The sequence below is a fragment of the Microbacterium sp. NPDC058345 genome (genome assembly GCF_042723855.1).
GTDB lineage: Bacteria > Actinomycetota > Actinomycetes > Actinomycetales > Microbacteriaceae > Microbacterium.
The window spans coordinates 1523946-1545999 of record NZ_JBHXIG010000001.1 but is presented as its reverse complement, the minus strand read 5'-3'; the positions used below and the strand labels follow the sequence as shown (position 1 = coordinate 1545999).

Here is a 22054-nt window from a genome sequence, read left to right as displayed (position 1 = left end):
CTCGCGTCAGTCGGTCAGGCCGACGGCATCCGGCTGCAGCCTGCGCAACCAGTATTCGGTCTGCGCGACGTGCCCGGCCGCCGCGGCGGAGGCGGCGACGGGATCACGCGACTGCAGAGCGCGCAGGATCGCGCGGTGGCCGGCGTCGGAGAGCGCCTTGATCTCGGCTGCGCTGTCGGTGCGGAAGATGCGGTACGCCCGCGAGCGAGCGCGGAACACGGCGAGCAGACTGGCGAGAGCGGAGTTGCCGGCGATCTCGGCGATCCGCATGTGGAAGAGATGGTCGAGGCGGGAATGCTCGTCGTCGTCCTGCGACGCCTCCATCTCGGCGAGCAGAGCGTCGAGCTCGAGCAGCACGCCGTCGTCCACCCTGGCCGCCGCGAGCGACGACGCATGCGCCTCCAGGGCGCGACGCAGCTCGTACAGCTCGAGGATCGCGTCGAGCGGCAGCAGTCCGACCGTCAGCGACAGGCTGCCGATGAGGTCGGCGGCGTTCAAGTCGCCCACGTAGCTGCCGGAGCCGTGCCGCGTCTCGAGCACGCCGAGGGCCGCCAGCATCCGGATGGCCTCTCTCAGCGATCCGCGCGAGACGCCGAGCTGCTCGCACAGCTCCCCCTCGCTCGGCAGGCGATCACCGGGTCGCAGGGTGCCGTCGGCGATCAGCGATCGCAGCCCGTGCAGAGCCGTGTCGAGTGCGCTCATTGATCCTCCGTGACCCGCGATTCGCTGATCAGAGTCAACCACGATCGCGATTCGTATGACAACTACGACGGATCTGCGACGCAGAATCGCATTTCGGGCGTTTATGTGGCAAAGTTGTGCAACAAGTTACGACCCCTTGCGAGGAAGCATGACCACGGCGACGCCGTTCCCGCCGATCCGGCTGACATCCTACGAGCGCGCACGCGACGCCTGGCCGCTCGATCCGGACGTGATCCACCTGAACCACGGATCTTTCGGCGCCGTGCCCACCGCCGTCGTCGCCGTGCAGGACGAACTGCGCCGCCGCGCCGATCTCAGTCCGGTGGGATGGTTCCCGCGCATCGCCGACCACGTGCGCGAGGCCAGGGAGCGCACCGCACCGTTCGTGGGTGCCCGCCCCGAGGACAGCGCCTTCGTGCCGAACGCCTCGGCGGCCGCGACCGTCGTCTACAACGCGCTGCGCCTGGAGGCCGGAGACGAGATCCTCGTCACCGACCACGGCTACGGCGCCGTCACCATGGGCGCGCAGCGCCTCGCCCGGCGCTTCGGCGCGGCGGTGCGGGCGGTCGAGCTGCCCCTGCTGGCATCCGACGGCGAGGTGGTGCAGCGGTTCGCCGACGCACTCACCCCGCGCACCCGGCTGATCGTCGTCGACCAGATCACCTCGCCGACGGCCCGGATGCTGCCCACGCGCCGCATCGCCGACCTCGCCGCGGAGCGCGGCGTGCGCACTCTCGTGGACGGCGCCCACGCCCCCGGTCTCGTCGCCGACGCAGCCGTCCACGGCGGCGGTGACTGGTGGTTCGGCAACCTGCACAAGTGGCCGTGCGCCCCGCGCGGCTCGGCGCTGCTCGTCACCGGCGCTCCCGACCGTCAGGAGCTGTGGCCGCTGATCGACTCGTGGGGTGCACCCGAGCCGTTCCCGCACCGGTTCGACACGCAGGGCACGATCGACGCCACGACCTACATCGCCACTCCCGCGGCGATCGACTTCATCGAGTCGGAGTACGGCTGGGCCGCAGCCCGGCGCAGCATGGCGCAGATCGCGGATGCCGGTGCCGAGATCATCGCCGACGCCCTGCGCCCGTTCAGCACGCAGGACCCGCTCACACCACTCCCCTCGCCGGTGCCCTCCATGCGTCTGGTGCGCCTCCCGGACGGACTCGGCGCATCCCGCGAGGAGGCTGACGCCCTGCGCATGGACCTCTTCGACGAGCTCGGCGTCGAGACGGCCTTCACCAGCTTCCGCGGCATCGGCTACTTCCGCCTGTCGGCGCACCTGTACACCGAGGCGTCCGACTTCCACGTGTTCGCGGAGCGCTGCGTGCCGCAGATCCTGCGGCGCGCCGGCATCCGCATCCCGACGGCGACCACCCTCGCCTGATTCCCCCGAATCACCACCCAGAAGATCCACAACCCACCACAGAGAGGCACATCGTGAAGCACAAGTTCTTGACGACAGCCGCGGGGATCGGCATGGTCGCCGCCCTCGCACTCACCGGATGCTCCTCAGGGGGCGGCCAGGCAGAAGACGGCAAGGTCACCCTGCAGATGGTCGAGAGCCTGACCAATCCGGCGCGCACCGAGCTGATCCGCGGTCTGCTCGACAAGTTCGAGCAGGAGAACCCCGACATCAAGGTCAGCCTGGTCTCGCCGCCCACCGAGCAGGCGGATCAGAAGATCCAGCAGATGCTGCAGTCGGGCAAGGGCGTCGACGTGCTCGAGGTGCGCGACATCACCGTCGGCCCGTTCTCGAACAACGGCTGGCTGTACGACCTGACCGAAGACCTCAAGGCGTGGGACGGCTGGGACGCGCTCACCGAGAACGCCCAGTCGGCGTCGGTGGCCGAGGACGGCAAGAGCTACTTCCTGCCCTACGGCTTCTACGGGCTGTCGCTGTTCTACCGCACGGACCTCGTCGAGCAAGCCGGCTTCGACGGTCCGCCGCACAGCTGGAAGGACCTGCTGGAGCAGGCTTCCGAGATCCAGGACCCGGCGAAGAACACCTACGGCTATGCGTTCCGCGGCGGTCAGAACGCCAACAGCAACGTCGTCGCGGCCATCGAGGCGTACACGATCGACGACCTGAACATCGACGACGCGTTCCTGCTGAAGAACGGCGACACGATGTTCTCGGCGCCCGAGGCGCAGGAGGCCGTGGACGACTACTTCGCGCTCTTCGAGCAGGCGTCGCCCCCGTCGGCCGTGTCATGGGGTTATCCCGAGATGGTCGCCGGCTTCACCAACGGCTCGACCGCGTTCCTGCTGCAGGATCCCGAGGTCATCGCCACCGTGCAGGACTCGTCGCTGAAGGAGGACCAGTGGGACACCGCCCCGCTGCTGGTCGGCCCGAGCGGCAAGGCCGCGCAGCCGCTCGCCGTCGCGGGCTGGGGCGTCGCCGAGAACAGCGCCAACAAGGAGGCGGCGGTCAAGCTGGTGCAGTTCCTCGCCTCCGAGGAGCCGGCCACCGAGTTCGCCCAGGCGAACAGCCTGGTGCCGATCGTGACGTCCGCATCCGATGACGAGTTCTACAAGACCGGTCCGTGGACCAGCTACGTCACGATGACCGAGGACCCGGAGACCTACGTCAACGTTCGTCAGCCGCGCGGCGTCAGCTGGTGGACCGAGTGGATCCAGAAGTCCGATCAGGACGTGCAGAAGGTGCTGCTCGGCGACATGACCACGAAGGAGCTGCTCACCTCGTGGGATGAGTTCTGGACGGAGAAGTACGCCGCGGAGAAGGGCTGATCACCTTGTCGGGCCAGACACTGACTCCCGTCCGCAGGAGGGGCTCCGCCGGCACCGCCGGCGGGGCCTCCCCCTCCCGCCGCCGCGCGTTCCGCGGCCGGCACGCGCTGACGCTGCTGGCGTTCATGGTCCCGGCGATCGTGTTCGTGTGCTGGTTCACCTATGCGCCCATGCTGCAGGGCGCGCGCATGGCGTTCCACGACTGGAACCTGTGGGATCTCACCGCGACGCCGTTCGTCGGTTTCCAGAACTTCGTCACCGTGTTCCAGGACCCCGCGTTCGCCACGGTGGCCTGGAACTCGGTGCTCTGGGTGGTCGCCTCGCTGGTGCCCCAGCTGGTGATCGGGTTCCTCATCGCCCTCGCCCTGCGCAAGCGCTTCCGTTTCCGCGGCCTCTATCAGGCGCTGGTGTTCTTCCCGTGGGCCGTATCGGGCTTTCTGATCGGGATGCTGTTCCGCTGGATGTTCAACGCCGAGTTCGGCGTCGTGAACGACCTGCTCATGAAGGCCGGGCTCATCGAGGCCCCGCTGCCCTGGCTGGCCGACCCGAAGCTGGCGATGTTCGCCGTGATCACGGCGAACATCTGGTACGGCGTCACCTTCTTCGCCATCATGATCCTCGCCGCCCTGCAGTCCGTGCCCGATGACGTGCTCGAGGCCGCCAGCCTCGACGGTGCGGGCAAGGCGCGTCAGCTGTTCTCGATCATCATCCCGTACATCTCCATGACGCTGTTCCTCACGGTGCTGCTGCGGGTGATCTGGATCTTCAACTTCCCCGACATCATCTGGGCGATGACCGGCGGCGGCCCCGCCAACCAGACGCACATCGTCACCACCTGGATGATCAACTACACCCAGCAGGGCAACTACGGCATCGCGAGCGCCATCGGCCTGATCGTCGTCGCGTTCCTGTTCGTGTTCTGCGCGTTCTATCTGATGGCGATGCGGAGGGCTCAGCGATGACGACGATGACCGGTGCTTCGAGCACCCGCTCCTCCCTCACCGAGACGCGGCGCGTGACCGTGCTGGACCCGGCATCGGCCCCGCGCGGTCCGCGCAGGGTCACGGTCGGCGGCGTCGTGCGCGTCGTCGGGCTCGGGCTCTGGCTGATCATCACGCTGTTCCCGCTGTACTGGATCGCGCTGACCTCGTTCAAGTCTCCGGGAACGATCAACCGCTACCCGATCGAGTACTGGCCCAGTGAGCCGTCGCTGGAGAACTACGTCAGCCTGTTCGAGAAGAGCTCCTTCGGTGTCTTCCTCGGCAACTCGGCGCTGGTGGCGGTCACCGCGGGTGCCGTAGCGACGCTGATCGCGCTGCTCAGCGCCTACGTGCTGGCCCGCTTCGAGTTCCGCGGCAAGGGCGCGGTGCTGATCGCGTTCCTGCTCACGCAGATGATCCCCGCGTTCATCGCCCTCGGACCGCTGTATTCGATGATGAGCGACCTCGGTCTCGTCGACACCAAGCCGGGACTGATCCTGGTGTACATCGCGATCTGCATCCCGTTCTCGACGGTGATGCTGCGCGGATTCTTCGAGAACGTACCCGACGCTCTCGAAGAGGCGGCGATGATCGACGGATGCTCGCGCCTCGGCGCGCTGTTCCGCGTGCTCGTGCCGGTGATGACGCCCGGCATCATCGCGGCGTTCATCTTCAACTTCGTGAACTGCTGGAACGAGCTGTTCCTGTCGGTGGTCCTGATGAACACCGACGCCAACCGCACGGTGCCGTCGGCCCTGAACGGATTCATCTCGACGTTCAACATCGACTGGGGCTCCATGTCGGCCGCGGCCGTGCTGACCATCCTGCCGACGATGGCGATGTTCGCCCTCGCCAGCCGATGGATCGTGCAGGGTCTCACCTCGGGAGCCGTGAAGGAGTAGCCTTTCCGGCGACACCCCGCCCTACCGCCGAGACCCCCTGCTGCAGACGTCTGCAGCAGGGGGTCTCGGCGTCAGGTGGGGGTCTCAGCGCACGTCAGACCAGCCGGGCCTTCGGCGAGACGGCGTAGGTATCCTCCGGGTCGTCGTTCACCACGCCGGTGAGGGCGGTGTCGATGGCCGACATGACGTCGGCATCCAGCGTCACACCGGATGCCTTCACCGTCTCGGCGAGCTGCTCGGGGCGGGATGCTCCGACCAGGGCGGCCGCGACGTTCTCGTTCTGCAGCACCCACGCGATCGCGAGCTGCGGCATCGTGAGCCCGGCCTCGGCGGCGATGGGCTTGAGCTTCTGCACGGCCTCGAGGATGTCGTCCTTCAGCAGGCGCTCGATGAAGTGCGCGCCGGAGTGCGGGTCGGTGGCGCGCGACCCCTCGGGCACCGGCTGGCCGGGCAGGTACTTGCCGCTCAGCACGCCCTGCGCCATCGGCGACCAGACGATCTGCGAGATACCGAGCTCTTCGGAGGCGGGCACGACCTTGCCCTCGATCACGCGGTGCAGCATGGAGTACTGCGGCTGGTTCGAGATCAGCTGGAAGCCGAGCTGCGTGGCCAGCGCGTGCCCCTCACGCAGCTGCTCGGCTGTCCACTCCGAGACGCCGATGTACAGCGCCTTGCCCTGGCGCACGACATCGGCGAAGGCCTGCATCGTCTCTTCGAGCGGGGTCTCGTGGTCGTAGCGGTGCGCCTGGTACAGGTCGACGTAGTCGGTGCCGAGGCGCTCCAGCGAGCCGTTGATCGACTCCATGATGTGCTTGCGGCTGAGGCCGGTGTCGTTCGGGCCCTTGGGTCCGGTCGGGAAGTACACCTTGGTGAAGATCTCCAGCCCGGCGCGGCGCTGACCGGCCAGCGCCTTGCCGAGCACCACCTCTGCCGCCGTGTTGGCGTAGGTGTCGGCGGTGTCGAACGTGGTGATCCCGGCGTCGAGCGCGGCGTGCACGGTGGCGACGGCTGCGTCATCCTCGACCTGTGAGGCGTGCGTCACCCAGTTGCCGTAGGTGATCTCCGAGACCTTGAATCCGCTGTTGCCGAGGTAGCGATAGTTGACCATGATCCAACGCTAGCGCGCGGATGCGACGGTGGGCCCCCGACGGGCACGGGAGTGCCGCACGGTGACCACGATCACCCCGAGGAACGACAGCGTGCTCACGAGGTACAGCGGAATCGCCCAGGGCGACTGGTCGCCGCCGGAGACGTTGTACGCGTCGGCGAGGTTCATGCCCGTCCCGAACGAGGCGACGAAGTACGCCGGCGCACCGAAACCCAGCACGGTGAGGAACAGCTGCGTGGCGCCCAGCGGTGCCATCCGCGAGCCGATCGCCGCCCTCGCGACGATGACGGCGATCACGACACCGAGGCCGAGCACCACGAGAGGAAGAACGATGTTCATCCGTTCGCCGACGGCTTCCATCTCGGCGTGGATCTCGGCGAGCGAACGACCGGGCACGACGGCCATCGGGTTCAGCACGAGGATCTGCACCGCCGCCCACGCCGCATAGAGCGTGACCGCGACCACACCCGCGATCGAGATCGAGGCTGTCACACGAGCGTCCCGGTTCATGAGGTCATGCTCTCACAGCGGTGCGAGCCTCAGGCGGACGCCGTACGCGATGAACTACACCGCGACGGTCTCGCGTCGCTCGGCGCGCGTCTGGGGCTCGGCCGGCGCCGCGGCCGCGGAAGCCGGCGCAGGATCGGATGCTGCGGCATCCGGCGTCGTGACGATCGCCGCCCTGTCACGGAACCCTTCGGCCGTGACGCGGTCGAGGTCGACCTGCCTGCGGATCGCCGCAGCCTTCTCGTACAGCGACGGGTCTCCCCAACTGGTCAGCACCTTCACGATGACCGGCAGCAGTTCGATCATGAAGAACAGCGCGGCGATGAGCCAGTGCGCCCAGAAGATCGTGGGTTCCTTCTCGGCGAGCCGGTTCAGCCCGCTGATCTGACTGAGCAGGCCGATCGCGCCGGCGTTGCCCTGCGCGACCGCATCGGCGCGCGCGTTGTACGCGGCGAGCGCCTGCGCGTAGGCGTCCCGTGCCGCGGGCAGCTGGTCCTGGGCCTGCTGGCGGTTCGTCTGCTCCGAGGCGGCGGTGTTCTGCTTCGCCGTCGTCTCGGCCGCCGCGAGCTCGTCGTTCGCCGTGCGCAGCTGTGCGGCGAGTCCGTCATAGGTCTGCTGCGCCTGCGCGAGCTGCGCCTTCGCGGCATCCGAGCTGGAGCCTTCGCCGTTCACGCCGGTGCAGCCCGGCACCTCGCCGGCACCCTCACCCGTCAGCTCGCACTGGTACAGCGCCCGGGCGGAGTCGATCACCTTTTGCTGCTCGGCCATCTTCGCGGTGATGTCGTCGATCGTGCCCTGCGCGGCGGACGTCGTGGCGGAGCCAGATTCGGTGCCGGCGACGATCCCCGTGGCCGCCTGGTTCTCGAGGGTGGTGACGCGCTCGGATGCCGCATCCAGCGCCTTCTTTTCGGGCCCGCTCTCGAGCGCGTCCTGATCCTGCTGGGCCTGCACGATGTTGGTGGCGGCGACCTCACGGGCGATGTCGTTGTGGAACACCTGCAGCACGAGCGGCTCCGCGACGAGGAAGCCGATCAGCGCGGCCATCGCGACGCGCGGCAGCGCCAGACCGATCAGCTTGCCGATGCGGCGCGTCGACGTCATCGTCGAGGTGAGGAAGCGATCGAGGTTGAAGATGATCGCCGCCCAGACGAGCGCGAGCGGCACCGCCACCCAGATCGCGACCTGCACCCCGGTGGTGAGGGCGAAGAGCATGGAGATCGCCGAGATGAGCGCGGTGCCGAGGAGCACGAAGAACATCTGCACGAAGCGCGGCGTCTCGCCGGGTACGCGGTCGAGCACCTCGCCGTCGGCTCCGCCGAGGATCGCCATCGCGCGAAGGCGCGAGCCAGGGGTGCGCGGCTTCCGTTCGCGCTTCGGCCGGGGAGCGCGACGGGGCGAGGATGCCGGCACGGCGATCGCCTGCCCGCCGTCGCCGACGGACGGGTCGGAGACGTCGGACGGGTCGGAGACGTCGGTCGGGTGCGTGGTCGCGTCCGCGGCATCCGTCGCCCGCGCCAGCTCAGAGCCGGCCGGCTCGAAGCGGCGCAGGAAGTCGAGGTCGTCGTCGCTGACCGTGCCGTCGGGAACGTCGGTCTCGAACGAGAGGCGACCCTGGGAATCCATCCGGCCAGGGCGATGCGCGGAGTAGGACATCCCTCGAGGGTAGAAAAACGCGGCTGTGGGACTCCCGGATGATCCCTGCACGCGCTCTCAGCTTGCCGCGGCTCTGGACGTCCGGTCGGATGCCGCCGGACGGTCGGTCCGGTATCCGCGCCGCCCACTCACGACGCTGGAATCATGACAGACACGACACGGATCACGCCTGCGGATCGCGCGCCGATGCGCGCCCGCGCAGGGTTCACCGCCATAAGCACCGCCGTCGAGATCCTGTGGAAGCGCGCACGGATGCGGACGCGCGGGCCTCGGCGACCGCACGCCGGCCCCCGGCCGTTCGCACCGGGCTCTCTCGATCACACGGTGTCGGCCGCGGCCATGTTCCTCACCCGGCGGTGATCGCCTGCGACGGATGCTTCGCACGCCACACCGACGGCGCGAGGCCGTGATGTCGTCGGAACGCTCTGCGGAATCCCTCGTCGGAGCCGTAGCCGAGCGCGTGTGCGACCGCGCTCACGCCCTCTCCGCGCGAGAGCATGTCCCGTGCCGCGCGCATGCGCACGAGCGCCACATAGCCGGCGGGTGAGCAGTCCACCGCCGCGCGGAACCGCTCGGCGAAGCGCGACCGCGACATCGCGCTGATGCCGGCGAGCAGATCGACGGTCCACGCGCGATCCGGCTCGGCGTGAATCGCCTCGATCGCACGGGCCAGGAACGGATCCTCGCTGCGGGCGGGCCAGCCGGCCGGCGCGCAGCCCAGCGCCCACGCGCGTATCGCCGATTGCAGCAGGACCGTGGCCAGCATCCGGCCGATCGCCCGATCACCGCTGCGCACGAGGTCACCCGCCTCGGCGGTGCTGTCCAGATGCTCGACCAGGGCGGCAGCGGCCGGCTCGGCGCGATCGAAACCGCAGACCCAGGCGACCTCGGGCAGCAGGTCGCCGAGATGCACCCCTTCGCCGACGAGCCGCAGCTCGGTGATGACGATGCGCGCGCCCGCGCTCGCGCGCATCCGATGGCGTGCTGCCCCGCTGAGCAGCAGAACGCCGCCCCGCGGCAGAGCGCAGCCGTCCGGCGCGACGGTGCGCAGCTCGCCCTCTGCGACGTACGCGAGCGTGATGTCCCCGCCGCCCAGGGTCAGCGTCTCCGCCGTCGTCGTGCGCACGCCCCGCTGCGCCCGGACGCTGATCACGACGTCGTTCAGCACCGTGTCGAGGTCGGCGCCGGTGGCCCCGGTCCACGCGCAGCCGGCCGGAGGGTGGTCGTGTGCGACCGGATCCATGGCGGCAGTGCTCATACCGGATGCCAACCGTCAGGGGTCACCGGTTGTTCCCCGATCCCTCGCAGCAGGGCCGCCGCGAGCTCGGCCGGCGCGTCGAGCTGGATCAGATGTCCTGCACCCTCGATCACCGTGAGCGTCGAGTGCGGGATGGCCGCGTGCAGCCGATGGGCCCTGTCGACGGGTATCCAGGAGTCCTGCGCACCCCAGACGATGTGCACGGGTTCGTCGATGGTCCCGTAATCCGGCTCGATCTCATCGGTGAAGCGCTCGTCCGCCTGGGCGATCTGACGGTAGAACGCGCTCTGTCCTTCTTCGCCGAGCCACGGCGCGACGAGCAGGGCGAGGTCGTCCGGACGCAGGTCGTGATGGCTCGCTCCGCGGATGTACGCCTCGATCGCGCCCCGGTGCACGCTCGAGGGCAGCTGCAGGAACACGTCGGCGTGCTCCTTGACGAGAGTGAAGAACGGTGAGCCCCACGGCGAGAGCGCGACGACGTCCACGAGGGTCAGCGAGGCGTATTCGGCGCCGTGCCGCAGCCGTGCGCGCAGCGCCACCGCGCCGCCGAAGTCATGGGCGATGACGTGCGGCCGCGTGAGTCCCCACTCCCGCAGCAGCTGCGCGAAGATCTCGCCCTGCACGCCCAGATCGACGGCGTGCTCCGGGCGTTTCGACGAGGCACCGTAGCCGGGCATGTCCCACACGTGCACGGTGAACGTCGACGCGAGCGCCCGCGCGATCGGAAGCCACAGCTGCGAGGACCAGGGCGTGCCGTGCATCATCACCAGCGGCGGGCCGGATCCGAACCGGTCCCAGCGGACGTCGCGACCCCAGATCTGCAGGACGCGGTTCATCGCCGTGCCTCCTCGGGCGGCATCGGCGCTGGCCGCGCCGTGACCACCTCGTACACCAGATCCGTGGTGATCGACCCGACCTGCGCGAGCCGCGTGGTGATCCGCTGAAGATCAGGCATGTCTCGCGCGAGCACTTCGAGGTGATAGCAGGACTCGCCGGTGATCCGCAGGCATCGGATGATCTGCGGCTCGGTGTCGACGACGGCATCGACCTGGTCGAACAGGGCACCGTGGATCTTCATCCGCACCACCGCGTGCAGGGCGAACCCCAGCGGAACGGGAAGCACGTCCGCGTGATACCCCGAGACCACGCCGATCTCTTCGAGTCGCCGAAGCCGCGCACGGACGGCTGAGACGCCCAGATGCGCCTGCTGCGCGAGGTCGGTGAGGGAGATCCGCGCGTCGCGCTGCAGTTCCTGAAGGAGAACTCGATCAACGCTGTCGAGGGTGACGGTGGTCGGCATGATCCACAAGCTACCGCAGAATCTGCGGTGAAAGCCAGACTTCACCGACGAAACGCGCTTCCTCCACACGGATCACGTTCCTAGGCTCGAATCATGACGATCATCACCGAACGACGGGCCAGGCACTTCGCGTGGGTCGACGTGTTCACCGACGTCCCACTGACCGGCAACCCGCTTCCCGTGGTTCCGGATGCCGACACGCTCAGCACCCGCGAGATGCAGTCCATCGCACGCGAGTTCAACCAGTCCGAGACGACCTTCATCCTGCGCCCCGACCAGCCCGAGGCCGACTGGCGCCTGCGCTCGTTCACTCCGAGCGGGGCCGAGGTCCTGGGCGCCGGTCACAATGCGCTCGGCGCGTGGGTGTGGCTCGCGGTGTCGGGCCGTCTCGCCGACGATCGCCACTGCTTCACGCAGCAGATCGGTGACGCGCTGCTGCCGGTCTCGGTCGACCGGAGCGACCCGGGCGCGACCACCGTGACACTCGGGCAGTCCAGCCCGGTCTTCGGCGACGCGCAGAGGTGCGATCCCGTGCTCGCCGAGATCCTCGGCATCGGGGTGAAGCGAGTGGCATCCGGGCCGATGGTCGCCTCGACGGGCGTGCCGCACCTGCTCGTCGAGGTCTCAGACGAGCGCACGGTCGACGCCGCATCCCCCCACGCCGATCGACTGCGCGCGTACCTCGCTCGCGTGGGCGCCGAGGGATGCTACGTGTACACGGTGACCCCCGAACATGAGCAGCGTGACGCCTACGCGCGCTTCTTCAACCCGACCGTCGGCATCGTCGAAGACCCGGCGACGGGCACGGCGGCCGGTCCGCTGGCGGCCCTCCTCGCGCAGCGCGACAAAGGTGTCGCCGGCATCCGCAGCATCCGCATCGAACAGGGCACCCGGCTGGGGCGCCCGAGCACCCTCACACTGCACGTCGATGACGGCATCCGCCTCAGCGGCGGGGGCGTCGTCATCGCCGAAGGAGAGCTGGTCGCATGACACTCGACGCGAACGAGCTGAACCTGCTGCGATCGGCCATCGGCCTGGCCGCGAGCGCCCGAGCCGCGGGCGACCCTCCGTTCGGCTCCCTGCTCGCGGACGCCTCCGGCCGGGTCATCGCGGAGGAGCGGAACACCACCCTGAGCGACGATGACATCACCGCCCATCCCGAGCTCAAGCTCGCCCGCTGGGCGGCGAGCAATCTCCGCAGGCGGGATGCCTCTCTCGTGACCATGTTCACGAGTTGCGAGCCCTGCGGGATGTGCGCCGGGGCGATCTCGCGGTCGGGCATCGGCCGCGTCGTCTTCGCGCTGTCCGGTGCACAGCTGGCCGAGGTCAAGCCCGAGAACGCGCCGTCGCCGCTCACGCCGTGGACCGTCGACGGACCGCACCTGCACCCGGAGAGCACCGTTCCCCTGATCGGGTACTACTCCGCCGCGGAGTGAAACCCGCGCTCGCCCAGCAGCGCAGCTCCCGCGTGCGCACGGGAACGGGGTGCGCGCGGGTGCCGGTGAGTGTCAGGCTGGTGCCATGAAGACCCTGCTGCTCGCGCGCCACGCCAAGTCCGACTGGGGCATGTCCGGACTGGCCGATCACGACCGGCCGCTCAACGGCCGTGGCCGCCGTGACGCCCCGGAGATGGCCAGGCGGCTCGTGGACGAGGAGGTGGCGCTCGAGCGGATCGTCTCGAGCAGCGCGGCCAGGGCGCGGAGCACGGCGGACGAGTACGCGGCAGCATTCCGGCTCGACGTGGTCGAGGAGCCGCTGCTCTACGGCGCGACCGCCCAGACGATCCTCGCGATCGCCGCCGCGCTGCCCGACGAGTGCGGGGTCGCGATGCTCGTCGGTCACAATCCGGGAATGAGCGCATCCGTGGGCGAGCTCACCGGTGAGCAGACCCAGCTGGCCACCTGCGCGGTCGCCGAGATCGCTGTGGACGTCGGCGCCTGGGCAGAACTCGTCGAGGGGACGGGCCGACTGCTGCGGCTGCACGCCCCGGGCGACGCGCACTGAACCCTGGATCGATGCAGACGGAGCCGTCGGGCAGACGGGATCGCCGCCTCGAGAACGCCGGGTGCGGGGCGGGTGAGAGAGGCGTATGCTCAGCCGAGTGCGGCTGCCGCGACCTCGTCCTCGGTGGTCGCGACGAGCTGACCGCAGGCGCCGTCGATCTCCTTGCCGCGGGTGTCGCGCAGGGTGGTGGGGATGCCGGCGTCGTTCAGGCGTCGTACGAACTCGTTCTGCACGTCAACCTCGGATGCCGTCCAGATCGAGCCCGGCGTCGGGTTCAGCGGGATCGGATTCACATGCACCCAGCCACGCCCGCGGGCGTTCAGCTTCTCGGCCAGCAGATCGGCGCGCCACCCGTGATCGTTCATGTCCTTGATCAGGGCGTACTCGATCGACACACGGCGGCCGGTCTTCTCGAAGTACTCGCGAGCGGCATCCAGCGCCTCGTCGACCTTCCAGCGCGAGTTCACCGGGATCAGCTCATCGCGGAGCTGATCGTCGGGGGCATGCAGCGAGAGCGCGAAGGTCACCGGGATGTCCTCGTCGGCGAGCTTGCGGATCGCCGGGACCAGGCCCACCGTCGACACCGTGATGCCACGGGCGCTCATGCCCAGCCCCTCGGGCTGCGGCGCGACCATCACGCGCACGGCATCCATGACGCGCTTGTAGTTCGCGAGCGGCTCACCCATACCCATGAAGACGATGTTCGACACGCGCTCCATGGAATGGTCGTCGCGACGCTTGCCGCCCAGTTCGCCGCTCGCGATGACGCGGTTGGCGCGGACGATCTGCTCGATGATCTCGGCGGTCGACATGTTGCGGGTCAGGCCCGCCTGCCCTGTGGCGCAGAACGGGCAGTTCATGCCGCAGCCGGCCTGGCTCGACACGCACAGCGTGATGCGGCCGGGGTAGCGCATGAGCACCGACTCGACGAGGGCGCCGTCGTGCAGGCGCCAGAGGAACTTGATCGTGTCGCCGCGATCGGTCTCCAGCCGGCGCACCTCGGTGAGCAGCGGAGGCAGCATGCCGGTGACGAGCTCGTCGCGCTGCGCCGCGGGCAGATCCGTCATGTGCGCCGGGTCGGAGGTGTAATGGGTGAAGTAGTGGGTCGCGAGCTGCTTGGCGCGGAAACCGGGAAGACCGAGCTCTTTGACCTTCTCGACGCGCTCGCCGGGAGTCATGTCGGCCAGGTGCACCGGCGGCTTGCCGCGCTTCGGGCTGGCGAACTGCAGCAGGGGGCGGCCCTCGGCATCCTTCTTCTGCGTCCAGCCTTCGGTCGCAGGGCGCACCTGGGTCGTCGCACGGGGCTTCGTCGTGCGGATGCGCGAGGTCTCATCGGATGCGGGCATGACATCAAGGGTACGGGCTGGCGGGTGGGAGGCACCTGGTGATGCCGGCGCCGCTCGCGTCCTGACCCGCCGCGAAGACGGCGTCGTGGATGGGAGACGGTGGAGACATCGGCCCACCAGCTTGTAATGACAGGTCGTCGCGCGAGAGACTGAAGACGACGAACGGAGCCCCCATGACCGACCGCCTCTCCCGCGCCCGCGCTGCCGGCGTACTCGCCGTGCTGCGCGCTCCCTCGGCCGAGGCCGCCCTCGAGGCGGCGGAGGCCATCATGCGCGGCGGTGTCACCGGCATCGAGGTGACCTACTCGACGCCGGATGCCCCCGCCGTGATCCGCGAGCTGATCGCGCGCCACGGCGAGCGCGCGTACGTCGGCGCCGGCACCGTGACCACCCCAGAGCAGGCGGTCGCCGCTGCCGATGCCGGAGCCGAGTTCCTGGTCTGCCCTGGCACGCTTCCCGACCTCACCCGCGCCATGCTCGACACCGGACGGGTCGTGATGACCGGCGCGCTCACCCCCACCGAGGTGATGTCGGCCCTGTCGCTCGGCGTCGACGTCGTGAAGGTGTTTCCCGCCTCGCTCGGCGGTCCGTCGTACCTCGGCGCGCTGCGCGGCCCCTTCCCCGATGCGCCGCTCATGCCGACCGGCGGAGTGAAGCCCGAGAACCTGTCCGAGTGGTTCGCGGCCGGTGCGGTCGCTGTGGGCGCCGGAGGCGACCTGGCGAACTCCGGCTCGATCGCGGCATCCGACTGGGCCGATCTCGAGCAGCGCGCCGCGCGCTTCGCAGAGGCTCTCGCCGCCGTCCGCGGCTGACCACGCATCCGATGATCGACCTCGCGCCCTGGGCCTGGGCGCTGCTCGCCCTCGCCGCGTTCAACGCCGGCATCTCCAAGACGGCGATCCCCGGAGGCGCGACCGTCTCGGTGGTGATCCTGGCGTCGGTGCTGCCGGCGCGCACGTCGACCGCCGCGATGCTGCTGCTGTTCATCGTCGGCGACGTGTTCGCCCTGATCGCCTACCGGCGGCACGCGCACTGGCGCACACTGCTGCGGCTGGCGCCCGCCGTCGTCGCCGGACTGCTGCTGGGCTTCGCCTTCCTCGCTCTCGGAAACGACGCCGTCGTGCGGCGCACCATCGGCGTGATCCTGCTCGTGATGATCGGCATCACCCTGTGGCGGCGGCGGCGCTCTCAGCGCTCCCACGGGCCGATCGCCGCGGCGTCGTACGGCACGCTCGCCGGATTCACCACCATGGTCGCCAACGCCGGCGGGCCGGTCATGTCGATGTACTTCATCGCGACCCGCACGCCGGTGCAGGTCTTCCTCGGCACCTCCGCCTGGTTCTTCGCGATCGTGAACCTGGTGAAGGTGCCCTTCCTGGCCGGCATCGGCCTGGTCACGCCGGCCGTGCTGTGGATGGACCTGCTGCTCGCCCCCCTCGTCGTCGTCGGCGCGCTGCTCGGCATCCGGCTGGCGAAGCGGATGCCGCAGCGGCTGTTCGAGCGCATCGTGATCGTGCTGACGATCGCCGGCGCGCTGTACCTGCTGCTCTGAGCCGGCGGCCGAGGGCCGCGAACGGCTCAGTCGAGGAAGATGTCCGGGAAGAGCCGGTCGTCCGGAGTGCCGGGCACCGCGGCGTACGTCGAGAAGTCCGTCACGCCGTCGGCTTCGAGCACGTCCTCGACGATGAGCGACTGACCGGTGCAGTCGCCCGCGGGTCTGGTCAGCACCGCGTACGCGGCATCCGCGTAGATGTCGGCGGTGCGGCTCGCCGCCATCACCCGCTCACCCCCGAGCAGGTTCTGCACCGCGGCCGTCGCGATGGTGGTCCGCGGCCACAGCGTGTTCGCCGCGATGCCGGCATCCGCGAACTCGGCCGCCAGGCCCAGGGTGACCATCGTCATGCCGTACTTCGCGAGCGTGTAGCCGGTGTGCGCGCCGAGCCACTTCGGAGTGAGGTTCAGGGGTGGCGAGAGCGACAGGATGTGCGGGTTCGCCGCCTCTTTCAGCAGGGGCACCGCGGCACGGGAGAGCATGAACGTGCCGCGCACGTTGACGTCCTGCATGAGGTCGTACTTCTTGGCCGTGAGGTCGAGCGAGCGTGACAGGTCGACCACGCTGGCGTTGTTGATCACGATGTCGATGCCGCCGAACTCGCCCGCGGCTTTCAGCACCGCCTCGGTGATGTCGTCGTCATCGCGCACGTCGCCCACGATGGGAAGCGCCTGTCCGCCGGCGACGCGGATGGCTTCGGCCGCGGTGTGCACGGTGCCCTCGAGCTTCGGATGCGGGGTGTCGGTCTTCGCGAGCATCGCGATGTTCGCACCGTCAGCCGCGGCCTTCAGGGCGATCGCCAGGCCGATGCCGCGGCTGCCGCCCGACATCAGGATCGTCTTGCCTGCCAGTGACATGTCGTCTCCTTACTTCGGCGCCATGCGGATCGCGCCGTCGAGGCGGATGGTCTCGCCGTTGAGGTAGTCGTTGGCCACGATGTGCTCGACGAGGGTGGCGTACTCGTCGGGCCTGCCCAGCCGCGACGGGTAGGGCACCTGCTGCCCGAGGGAGTCCTGGGCCGCCTGCGGCAGGCCGGCCAGCATCGGGGTCTCCATGATGCCAGGGGCGATGGTGCACACCCGGATGCCGTGCCGCGCGAGCTCCCGCGCGATCGGCAGCGTCATCGCGTGCACGCCGCCCTTCGACGCCGAATAGGCGGGCTGGCCGATCTGACCGTCGAACGCCGCGACGCTGGCCGTGTTGACGATGACGCCGCGGTCACCGCTCTCCGTCGCCTCGTTCTGCGCGATGACCGCGGCGGCCTGCGAGATGACGTTGAAGGTGCCGATCAGGTTGATGCGGATGATCCGCTCGAAGGCGGCCAGGTCGGCGGGATTGCCGTCGCGGTCGAGCACCTTGGCGGGCGGAGCGATCCCCGCGCAGTTGACGACCACGCGCAGCGGGGCCATGGCCTGTGCGGCGGCGACGGCGGCGGCGACCTCGTCGGCGCTGGTCACGTCAGCGGCCGCGAAGGCTCCGCCGAGTTCCGCCGCGATCTCCTCTCCCGCCGAGGTCGGCAGGTCGATGATCGTGACCTGTGCCCCGGCCGCGGCCAGGCGCCGCGCGGTGGCGAGGCCGAGTCCGCTCGCGCCGCCGGTGACAAGGGCGCCCTGTCCGCTGATCTGCATTGATGTTCTCCTTCGAACGACTCTGCGCGCATCACATGCGACTGAGTCTCAGCATACGTGGTGCTGAGTTCCTCCTCTGGCGCTGGCTCGCTCAGGGGGAGGATGCTGTGGGCATGAAACTGCGTCGAAAGCGAGCCTACGACACCGCCTCCGCCGACGACGGTTTCCGGGTGCTCGTGGATCGGCTGTGGCCGCGCGGGGTGTCGAAGGAGCGCGCGGATATCGACCTGTGGGCGAAGGACATCGCACCGAGCGCCGATCTGCGGCGTGACTGGCACGCGGCTGCCGCCGAGGAGTGGGGCGTCTACGCGGATCGGTACCGCGAGCAGCTCAGTCATGAGAGCGCCGATGCCCTGCGTGAGCTGGCGGCGGATCCGGAGCAGCATCCTGTGGTCACGCTCGTCTACGCGGCCCATGATCCCGAGCGCAATCACGCCATCGTGCTCGAGGAGGCACTGCGACCGCTGCTCGGGTGATCGGCCGGATCCGCCGACCGGCTGATCCGGCAGGATGGTGGCATGTCGATCCCCGTGAGCCCGACGGTCGCACCCGAGCGCGTGCGGATGCTGGCCGGTGAGGCCGACGTCGTCTGCGTCTGGCAGAACGAACTGGGCGGTTTGACCTTCCGGGCGACGGCCCCGGGGATGGAGAGCCGGTACATCAAGTGGGGGCCGCTCAACGCCGAGACCTCGATGCGCGACGAGGCGGAGCGGATGCGGTGGGCGCGTCGATGGACCGCGGTGCCGCGCGTGATCGACCAGGGCGAGGATGCTCGGCATGAATGGCTCGTCACCGCCGCCATCGACGCCGAGAGCGCGGTGGCGCCGCTGTGGGTCGCCCAGCCCGAGATCGCGGTGCCCGCCATCGGCCGGGCGCTGCGGCGGCTGCACGACGCGGTGCCCGCCGAGTCGTGCCCGTGGAGCTGGAGCGTGCCCGATCGCGTCGAGAACGCGGCCCGTCGGGGCATCGTGGTGCCCGAGCACCTGCGCGACGCGCCGCCGATCGACGTCGCCGTGGTGTGCCACGGCGACGCCTGCTGCCCGAACACGCTGATCGACGACGGCGGCATCGGCGTCGCGCACGTCGACCTCGCCGCTCTCGGCGTCGCCGACCGCTGGGCCGACATCGCCGTCGCCGCGATGAGCACCGAGTGGAACTACGGGCCCGGCTGGGAGGACACCCTCATCGACGCCTACGGCGTCGCCCCGGATCGAGAACGGCTGGCCTTCTACCGCGAACTCTGGAACGCGACCTGAGGCCGTAGCCAAGGGCTCCCCTGTTGGCCGGGGCGCGATCAGGCGGGTCCGAGGATGAAGTTCCAGGTGCCGAACGCGACGGCCGCGACGATCGAGACACTCGAGATCGACGCGCCGATCACCAGCAGAACCCCCTCGCGCCGCCCGAACCGCGACTCCCGCGCCCAGGCGCGCTTCGTGGCCGCCCCGAATCCGCGCGCCTCCATGGCGGTCGACAGCTTGGCGCCGCGTCGGATCGAGAGCACCAGCAGCGCGAACGCCATGCCGAAGAACCGGCGGATGCGCCCGCGATCGGCGACTCCGCGCGCACGCCGGGCGAGCTCGAGCGCCCGCCAGTCGTCGAGGAACAGCCCCACCATGCGCAGCCCCGCCAAGGCGCCGAGCACGAAACGCGCCGGCAGGCGCAGCACCTGCGCGAGCCCGTCGGCGAGGTCGGTGGGATCGACCGTGAGGAACAGCACGACCGACGGCAGCGCGATGGCGAGCACGCGCAGTGCAGTGGCTCCGGCGAGCGCGAGCGAACCGTCGCTCACCCGCACCAGGAACCACTCCAGGTGCACGGTGCCGCTCGGCTCGCCGTACAGTGCGATCGTCACCCCGGTGAGCGGGGCGGCCAGCCACACCGGCCAGGTGCGCGCCCAGAACTCGCGCCAGCCGATGCCGGCGAACACGAAGAGCGCGCACTCCAGCACGAGGGCGACCGCCGCCGAGACCATGTCGAGGGTGAGGATCAATGGGATGGCGATGAGCGCGCTCGCGCCGAGCTTGGCGACCGGATTGATGCGCGCGATCGGGCCGGTGCGCGCGCGGGTGTCGAGCAGGGTCATGCCGGTGCCGCCAGGGTGAAGCGCTCGGCGTGCAGCGCGGCGACCACGTCGAGGTCGTGCGTGACCGTGACCAGCGCGGTGCCCTCGTCGCGCAGCGCGGCGAGCATGGCGACGAGCTCCTGCCATGTGCGGGCGTCCTGCCCGAAGGTGGGCTCGTCGAGCACGAGCACCGGCGGTCGTGTCGCGAGCGCGGCGGCCACCGTCAGACGGCGCTTTTCGCCACCCGAGAGCGTGTAGGGGTTCGCCTTCGCGAGCCTGTCGAGACGCAGCCGCTGCAGCAGCTCGTCGATACGGGCCGAGATCTCGCCTTCCGCCAGGCCGAGAGAGCGCGGTCCGATCGCCAGTTCGTCGCGCACGGTGGTGGCCAGCAGCTGGTGCTCGGGCTCCTGGAACACGGTGCCGATGCGGGTGAGCAGTTGCCGCGAACTCCAGCCGATCGGTGTCAGCCCCGCCCCGGCCCGGAGGGAATCGGATGCGGTGACCGCTCCCGCCGCCGCGGGCAGCAACCCGGCGAGAGTGAGCCCCAGGGTCGACTTGCCGGCGCCGTTCGGGCCGGTGATCGCGAGCGTCGACCCGGCACGAACGTCGACGTCGATGCCGTGGGCGACCGTGACACCACGCACGCGCGCGACGGCCAGCTCGCGGGCGCTCAGCAGCGCCTCTCCTGGAGCGGACGCCGGCGGCGGCGGAGATGCGGGCGCGAAGCCGGGAACCCAGACGCCTGCCTGTGCGAGCCGCTCGCCCTGCGCGGCCAGCACATCGTCCGGCGGACCGTCGGCGACCACGCCGCCGTCGCCGATCACGATGACGCGGTCGATCAGGGGCAGCCACACGTCGAGGCGATGCTCGACGACGATGAGGGTGGTGCGCTGCACCGCCAGCATCCGCTCGACCGCATCCCGCACATCCACCACCCCTTCGGGGTCGAGGTTCGCCGTGGGCTCGTCGAGCAGCAGCAGGCCGGGCCGCATCGCCAGGGATCCTGCGAGCGCGAGCCGCTGCTTCTGCCCGCCCGAGAGCGCCTTGGTCTGGCGATCGAGCGGCACGTCGAGTCCCACCGCCTCCAGCGCGTGGCCGACGCGGCGCCAGATCTCCTCGCGCGGGACGCCGAGGTTCTCGCAGCCGAAGGCGACGTCGTCGCCGACGCGGGCGAGGATCACCTGCGAATCCGGGTCCTGCAGCACCAGCCCCGCGCGTCCGCGCGCTGCGGCGGCGGGGATGCCGTCGATGAGCAGCTCACCCTCGGCCTCGCCCTCCTCGTCTCCGCCGAGGACGCCGGCGAGGCCGTGCAGCAGGGTCGACTTCCCGGCGCCCGAGGCGCCGAGCAGCAGCACGCGCTCACCCTGGTCGATCCGCAGCGAGACGTCGCGCAGCGCCCAGGCGAGCCGGCTGGCGTGCCGCCAGCCCCAACCGCGTGCTTCGACCGTCGCCGGCCGGATCTCGGCCACGCTCATGTCAGACGCGGGCTCGCACCTCACGGCCGGAGCCGAACCGGTCGAGAGCGCCGGTGGCGGCGAGACCACGCGCCAGCAGCCAGCCGAGCAGGCCCGCCAGCACCGCGCCGGAGATCACCGTGCAGATGAGGTAGACAACGGTGAACGCGGCGTCGCTGCCCGCGAACCACAGGATGAGGTTGTTGACGCCGCCGAACAGGGCGGCACCCGCCCCGGCGAGGATCGCGACGGGGAGCGTCCACACCCGGTAGGCGAAGATCAGGAAGATCAGCTCGGCGCCGAGGCCCTGCACGAGACCCGCCTCGATCGTGAGGAAGCCGCCCCACTGTGCCCCCGCGAGCGCCGAGACAACCGCGGCGATGACCTCGACGTAGATCGCCGCCCCGGCCTTGCGGATGATGAGCCCGCCCAGAACGCCCGCGATCAGCCAGGGGCCGTCGAGCAGACCCTGCACGCCGGGCATCAGCGGCTCGAGCAGGGCCTTCGGCCCCAGGTAGCCGACGTTCCACGCCAGGAACAGGAAGCCGCAAGCGACCCCGAGCACGCTGGCGACGACGATGTCGACGACGCGCCAGCGCCAGATCTCGGGACGCATGCGGCCCGAACGGACGGATGCGGACGTGGATGTGCTCATCTGGACTCCTCCCTGCGCCGGCATGATCCGGATCAGGTTCGACGGTCGAAGCGCGGATCGCTTCCTCTCAGCCCGGCTCGCCGGACTCCCGTGGTGTGAGATCGATCATAGCCCTCGGGCCGGTGCCGCCGCGCGTCCGAGGTCGCGGCACGACGCACGGGACGAGCGTCCCGGCGTGCTGACAGGGCAGTGCGG

24 protein-coding genes and 1 riboswitch are annotated in these 22054 nt (G+C 70.0%); of the genes, 11 read left to right on the top strand and 13 right to left on the bottom strand.

The features are described 5' to 3' along the window. Positions 1-6: 6 nt before the first annotated feature. The gene (locus ACFWH5_RS07280) at positions 7-702 is read right to left on the bottom strand and encodes a FadR/GntR family transcriptional regulator (protein ID WP_378833365.1); all 696 of its coding nucleotides are present in this window, start codon (positions 700-702) and stop codon (positions 7-9) included. 148 nt (positions 703-850) lie between these two features. Here ACFWH5_RS07280 and ACFWH5_RS07275 point away from each other — a divergent pair, with 148 nt between their 5' ends. The 4 genes from ACFWH5_RS07275 to ACFWH5_RS07260 are packed head-to-tail and all read left to right on the top strand — an operon-like array spanning position 851 to position 5332. Next, the gene (locus tag ACFWH5_RS07275; RefSeq protein ID WP_378833363.1) at positions 851-2086 is read left to right on the top strand and encodes an aminotransferase class V-fold PLP-dependent enzyme; all 1236 of its coding nucleotides are present in this window, start codon (positions 851-853) and stop codon (positions 2084-2086) included. Between the two features lie 53 nt (positions 2087-2139). Further along, on the top strand, positions 2140-3450 hold the full coding sequence (locus tag ACFWH5_RS07270; RefSeq protein ID WP_378833361.1) for an ABC transporter substrate-binding protein: 1311 nt from the start codon (positions 2140-2142) through the stop codon (positions 3448-3450). Positions 3451-3455: 5 nt separating this feature from the next. Continuing rightward, positions 3456-4412: a carbohydrate ABC transporter permease gene (locus ACFWH5_RS07265; protein WP_378833359.1), complete on the top strand. Its 957-nt coding sequence runs from the start codon at positions 3456-3458 to the stop codon at positions 4410-4412. Next, positions 4409-5332 (top strand): carbohydrate ABC transporter permease, encoded by a 924-nt coding sequence (locus tag ACFWH5_RS07260; protein WP_378833357.1) that lies wholly within the window; start codon positions 4409-4411, stop codon positions 5330-5332. The genes ACFWH5_RS07265 and ACFWH5_RS07260 overlap by 4 nt, the downstream gene beginning before the upstream one ends. A gap of 94 nt (positions 5333-5426) precedes the next feature. Here the strand turns inward: ACFWH5_RS07260 and ACFWH5_RS07255 are convergent, their stop codons facing one another. The 6 genes from ACFWH5_RS07255 to ACFWH5_RS07230 form a co-directional block, all read right to left on the bottom strand. Next, positions 5427-6440 (bottom strand): aldo/keto reductase family protein, encoded by a 1014-nt coding sequence (locus ACFWH5_RS07255; RefSeq protein WP_378833354.1) that lies wholly within the window; start codon positions 6438-6440, stop codon positions 5427-5429. A gap of 9 nt (positions 6441-6449) precedes the next feature. Then, positions 6450-6950, bottom strand: a complete 501-nt coding sequence (locus ACFWH5_RS07250; protein WP_378833352.1) for a hypothetical protein — start codon at positions 6948-6950, stop codon at positions 6450-6452. 54 nt (positions 6951-7004) lie between these two features. Beyond that, positions 7005-8600, bottom strand: coding sequence for a DUF4407 domain-containing protein (locus ACFWH5_RS07245; RefSeq protein WP_378833350.1), 1596 nt, complete (start codon positions 8598-8600; stop codon positions 7005-7007). A 346-nt stretch (positions 8601-8946) separates the two neighbouring features. Continuing rightward, entirely contained in the window at positions 8947-9858 is a 912-nt protein-coding gene (locus ACFWH5_RS07240) for a helix-turn-helix domain-containing protein (protein ID WP_378833348.1), read from the bottom strand. Beyond that, entirely contained in the window at positions 9855-10694 is an 840-nt protein-coding gene (locus ACFWH5_RS07235) for an alpha/beta fold hydrolase (RefSeq protein WP_378833346.1), read from the bottom strand. The genes ACFWH5_RS07240 and ACFWH5_RS07235 overlap by 4 nt, the downstream gene beginning before the upstream one ends. Continuing rightward, entirely contained in the window at positions 10691-11158 is a 468-nt protein-coding gene (locus ACFWH5_RS07230; protein WP_378833343.1) for an Lrp/AsnC family transcriptional regulator, read from the bottom strand. Before ACFWH5_RS07230 ends, ACFWH5_RS07235 begins: the two co-directional genes overlap by 4 nt. A 93-nt stretch (positions 11159-11251) precedes the next feature. On the opposite strand from ACFWH5_RS07230, the gene ACFWH5_RS07225 reads away from it, so the two are divergent. From ACFWH5_RS07225 to ACFWH5_RS07215, 3 genes are all read left to right on the top strand, one after another. Next, positions 11252-12148 (top strand): PhzF family phenazine biosynthesis protein, encoded by an 897-nt coding sequence (locus tag ACFWH5_RS07225; RefSeq protein WP_378833341.1) that lies wholly within the window; start codon positions 11252-11254, stop codon positions 12146-12148. Then, a complete protein-coding gene (locus tag ACFWH5_RS07220) occupies positions 12145-12594 on the top strand; it encodes a nucleoside deaminase (protein WP_378833340.1) in 450 nt (149 codons plus the stop codon). The genes ACFWH5_RS07225 and ACFWH5_RS07220 overlap by 4 nt, the downstream gene beginning before the upstream one ends. 85 nt (positions 12595-12679) lie before the next feature. Further along, a complete protein-coding gene (locus ACFWH5_RS07215) occupies positions 12680-13162 on the top strand; it encodes a SixA phosphatase family protein (RefSeq protein ID WP_378833338.1) in 483 nt (160 codons plus the stop codon). Positions 13163-13251: 89 nt separating this feature from the next. Here the strand turns inward: ACFWH5_RS07215 and rlmN are convergent, their stop codons facing one another. Beyond that, positions 13252-14508 carry a 23S rRNA (adenine(2503)-C(2))-methyltransferase RlmN gene (rlmN, locus tag ACFWH5_RS07210; protein ID WP_378833336.1) on the bottom strand — a complete coding sequence of 419 codons (1257 nt, stop codon included), beginning with the start codon at positions 14506-14508 and terminating at the stop codon, positions 13252-13254. 173 nt (positions 14509-14681) lie between these two features. Here rlmN and ACFWH5_RS07205 point away from each other — a divergent pair, with 173 nt between their 5' ends. Both ACFWH5_RS07205 and ACFWH5_RS07200 read left to right on the top strand, forming a co-directional pair. After that, a complete protein-coding gene (locus ACFWH5_RS07205) occupies positions 14682-15320 on the top strand; it encodes a bifunctional 4-hydroxy-2-oxoglutarate aldolase/2-dehydro-3-deoxy-phosphogluconate aldolase (RefSeq protein WP_378833334.1) in 639 nt (212 codons plus the stop codon). An 11-nt stretch (positions 15321-15331) separates the two neighbouring features. Continuing rightward, a complete protein-coding gene (locus ACFWH5_RS07200) occupies positions 15332-16060 on the top strand; it encodes a sulfite exporter TauE/SafE family protein (RefSeq protein ID WP_378833332.1) in 729 nt (242 codons plus the stop codon). 26 nt (positions 16061-16086) lie between these two features. On the opposite strand, the gene ACFWH5_RS07195 is transcribed toward ACFWH5_RS07200, so the two are convergent. Further along, entirely contained in the window at positions 16087-16917 is an 831-nt protein-coding gene (locus ACFWH5_RS07195; protein ID WP_378833330.1) for an SDR family oxidoreductase, read from the bottom strand. Between the two features lie 9 nt (positions 16918-16926). Next, positions 16927-17688, bottom strand: a complete 762-nt coding sequence (locus ACFWH5_RS07190) for an SDR family NAD(P)-dependent oxidoreductase (protein ID WP_378833329.1) — start codon at positions 17686-17688, stop codon at positions 16927-16929. 113 nt (positions 17689-17801) lie between these two features. Here ACFWH5_RS07190 and ACFWH5_RS07185 point away from each other — a divergent pair, with 113 nt between their 5' ends. Then, complete coding sequence (locus ACFWH5_RS07185; RefSeq protein WP_378833326.1) at positions 17802-18164, top strand: DUF488 domain-containing protein; 363 nt, start codon at positions 17802-17804, stop codon at positions 18162-18164. 42 nt (positions 18165-18206) lie between these two features. Beyond that, the gene (locus ACFWH5_RS07180; protein ID WP_378833323.1) at positions 18207-18944 is read left to right on the top strand and encodes a phosphotransferase; all 738 of its coding nucleotides are present in this window, start codon (positions 18207-18209) and stop codon (positions 18942-18944) included. A 38-nt stretch (positions 18945-18982) separates the two neighbouring features. Here ACFWH5_RS07180 and ACFWH5_RS07175 read toward each other — a convergent pair whose 3' ends face one another. From ACFWH5_RS07175 to ACFWH5_RS07165, 3 genes are all read right to left on the bottom strand, one after another. Continuing rightward, positions 18983-19771: an energy-coupling factor transporter transmembrane component T family protein gene (locus ACFWH5_RS07175; protein ID WP_378833321.1), complete on the bottom strand. Its 789-nt coding sequence runs from the start codon at positions 19769-19771 to the stop codon at positions 18983-18985. Beyond that, a complete protein-coding gene (locus tag ACFWH5_RS07170; RefSeq protein WP_378833320.1) occupies positions 19768-21225 on the bottom strand; it encodes an ABC transporter ATP-binding protein in 1458 nt (485 codons plus the stop codon). Before ACFWH5_RS07170 ends, ACFWH5_RS07175 begins: the two co-directional genes overlap by 4 nt. Before the next feature lies 1 nt (position 21226). Further along, a complete protein-coding gene (locus ACFWH5_RS07165; protein ID WP_378833317.1) occupies positions 21227-21859 on the bottom strand; it encodes an ECF transporter S component in 633 nt (210 codons plus the stop codon). Continuing rightward, positions 21852-21961: riboswitch (TPP riboswitch) on the bottom strand. Its footprint overlaps the gene before it by 8 nt. Positions 21962-22054: the final 93 nt, after the last annotated feature.